Source organism: Actinoallomurus acaciae (assembly GCF_042429965.1).
Lineage (GTDB): Bacteria > Actinomycetota > Actinomycetes > Streptosporangiales > Streptosporangiaceae > Actinoallomurus > Actinoallomurus acaciae.
The window spans coordinates 1-2,821 of record NZ_JBHLZP010000783.1 but is presented as its reverse complement, the minus strand read 5'-3'; the positions used below and the strand labels follow the sequence as shown (position 1 = coordinate 2,821).

The 2,821-nt window shown below is 73.7% G+C and carries 3 protein-coding genes and 1 pseudogene; all 4 read right to left on the bottom strand.

All coding sequences use genetic code 11. From position 1 onward, the window contains the following. A pseudogene (locus tag ACFFNX_RS46895) lies at positions 1 to 193 on the bottom strand (hypothetical protein); the annotation flags it as partial. A gap of 9 nt (positions 194 to 202) precedes the next feature. Further along, a complete protein-coding gene (locus tag ACFFNX_RS46890; protein ID WP_378212861.1) occupies positions 203 to 1,267 on the bottom strand; it encodes an LLM class flavin-dependent oxidoreductase in 1,065 nt (354 codons plus the stop codon). Between the two features lie 13 nt (positions 1,268 to 1,280). Beyond that, a complete protein-coding gene (locus ACFFNX_RS46885) occupies positions 1,281 to 2,369 on the bottom strand; it encodes an LLM class flavin-dependent oxidoreductase (protein ID WP_378212859.1) in 1,089 nt (362 codons plus the stop codon). After that, positions 2,366 to 2,821 (bottom strand): oligopeptide/dipeptide ABC transporter ATP-binding protein (locus ACFFNX_RS46880; RefSeq protein ID WP_378212858.1); only part of this gene is annotated, 456 nt, incomplete at its 5' end. The genes ACFFNX_RS46880 and ACFFNX_RS46885, both read right to left, overlap by 4 nt.

The window sequence follows — 2,821 nt, the reverse complement described above, 5'->3', positions numbered from 1 at the left end:
CGGCGCCGCCGGCGTCCGTGCCGACCGTCGCCGTGAGGAGCCCGGCGTCGTGCACGGCGGCGACTCCCTCGAAGGGGAAGGAGCCGTCGCGGTCGTGCTCGTCGGCGCGGTCGGCCAGCGCGGCGACGACGCCGGCCAGCCGCTCGGGTGCGTACCGCGGCGGTGCCGTGTCCGGTGGTGTGTCGGTGGGCATCGGACCGGATCAGACCAGCGCCGCGGCGTTCGCGCGGAGCAGCGGGACCAGGCGCCGGCCCCAGTCGACCACGTCCTCCAGCGGGTCGAAGCCGCGGATCAGGATGGTGTCGATGCCCACCCGCCGGTAGCCGTCGAGTGCGTCCGCGACCTGCTCCGCCGTGCCGACCAGCGCGGTCGAGTTGCCGCCCGGCCCGGTGAGCGCGGTGATGCCGTACCAGAGCCGTTCGTCGTGGCGTTCGCTCTCGGCCGCCTGCCGTTGCAGCCGGGCGGAGCCCACCGAGGTCGACATGCGGTACGGGTGGGCGTCTCCGGCCCGCTCGGCGGTGAGCGCCCGGATCCGTTCGGCCCGCTCCCACGCCGCGTCCTCGGTGTCGGCGATGATCGGCCGGATCGACAGGCTGAACCGCAGCGTACGGCCGTGCGCGGCGGCGGCCTCGCGCAGCGCGGCGATCCGTTCGGCGATCTGCCGCCTCGGCTCGCCCCACAGCATGTAGACGTCGGCGTGCTCGGTGCCGACCTCGACCGCGGCGGGTGAGGCGCCGCCGAAGTACAGCGGAATGCCCTCGGGAGTGGCCGGCTTGACCGTGCTGAACGCGCCCTCCACCCGGTAGAACTCGCCGCTGTGGTCGAACGGCCGGTCCGCGCTCCACACGCGCCGCAGCAGGCTCATGAACTCCGCGGTCCGCGCGTACCGCCGGTCGTGGTCGGCGAAGTCGCCGTCGCGTTTCTGGTCCGCCTCGTCGCCGCCGGTGATGTGGTGGATGGCGACCCGGCCGCCGCCGGTCAGCCGGTCGAGGGTGGCCAGCTTGCGGGCGACCAGAGTCGGAGCGACGAAGCCGGGCCGGTGCGCGATCAGCACTTTGAGCCTGGTCGTGGCGTTCAGCACGTGCGCGGCGACCGCGAATCCGTCCGGTCCGGTCGCGCCGTACCCGATGAGGACCCGGTCGAACCCGGCGGCCTCGTGCGCCCGGGCGAACCTCGTCAGATAGTCGGCGTCGATCGTGCCGTGGTGGTCGCCGTGCGTCTCGGACGCGTCCCGCGTCCCGACCATGCCGAGGAGTTCGAAGGTCATGTCCGCTCCCTTTCTAGGAGTGAGCGCCGGCCAGGGCGTGGTCGCCGGTCCGGTCGCGGACCAGGCGGATGAGGTTTCCGTAGTCGGTGGCGTCGGCGAGCGGGGTGAAGCCGCGGATGAGCAGGGTGCTCACGCCGAGGGAGACGTAGTTCAGGAGGGATTCGGCGACCTGTTCGTAGCTGCCGACGAGCGCGGTGGAGTTCCCGGCGGCGCCGGTCTCCTTGGCGATCGCGGTCCACAGCCGTTCGTCGTGCACCTCCGCCTGGTCGGCGAAGTCCAGGAGCCGCCGGCTGCCCTGCTGGGCGGACCCGTCGACGGTGAAGACCTTCTTCAGCTCGCCGGCCCGCTCCCTGGTGAGCCGGAGGATCTCGCGTGCGCGCCGCCAGGCCTCGGTCTCGGTCGCGGCCGGGATGGGCCGCAGACTGACGCTGAACCGGGGGTCGCGGCCGTGCGGTGCGGCCGCGGCGCGCACGTCGGCGATGCGTTCGGCGATGCCGGCCAGCGGCTCGCCCCAGAACGCGTACACGTCGGCGTGCCTGCCCCCGACCCGTACGGCGTCCGCGGAGGCACCGCCGAAGTAGACGGGGACCCGTCCGTCCGGCCGCACCGGTGTGAAGCCGCCGCGTACGCGGTAGAACTCCCCCTCGTAGTCGAACGGCCGCGTGGACTCCCACTCGAGCCGCAGGACGTCGAGGAACTCGTCGGTGCGCCGGTAGCGCGCCGGTTTGTCGGTGATGTCGCCGTCCCGGGCCTGGTCCGCGTCGTCGCCGCCGGTGATGACGTGCAGCGCGACCCGGCCGGGGTGGAAGGCGTCCAGGGTGGCGAACTTGCGCGCCGCCAGCGTCGGCGCCACGAAGCCGGGCCGGTGCGCCAGCAGGACGCCGAGCCGGTCGGTGCCGGTGAGCACCTGGTCGGCGATGACGAATCCGTCCGGGCTGGCCGAGGAATGGGCGACCAGCACCCGGTCGAACCCCGCGTCCTCGTGGGCCCTGGCGAGCGCCCGCAGGTACGCCGCGTCCACCACCGGGCCGTCGGGCACCGCCTCGATCTCGGTCTCGGTGTGCTTCTGGGTGGCGGCGATGCCGATGAACTCGATGCTCATGCCGTTGTTCCTCTCGTCTGCCCGGCCAGGCCGGACCAGGTGTCGGCGTGATGGCAGGCCACGGCCCGGCCACCCGCACGCTCTTCGCGCCGTGGTTCGACGGCGCACTCATCGGTGGCGAACGGGCACAGCGAGGCGTAGCGGCACCCGTCGCGATGCCGCCACGGCTCCCGGTCACGGGCCGGGCGCAGGCCGGCGGCGGGCCGGCCGAGCGGGCGTTCGCCGAGGCTCGGAGCGGAGGCGACCAGCAGGGCGGTGTAAGGGTGGCGGGGATCGCCGAACACCTCATCGACCGGGCCCTGCTCGACCAGCCGGCCGCCGAACAGGACCGCGACCCGGTCCACCACCCCGGCCAGCGAGGTCAGGTCATGGGAGATCATCACGATCGCGACGCCGAGCTCGCGGCGCAGCCGGTCGAGCAACAGCAGGACCCGGTTGCGGCTGGAGGCGTC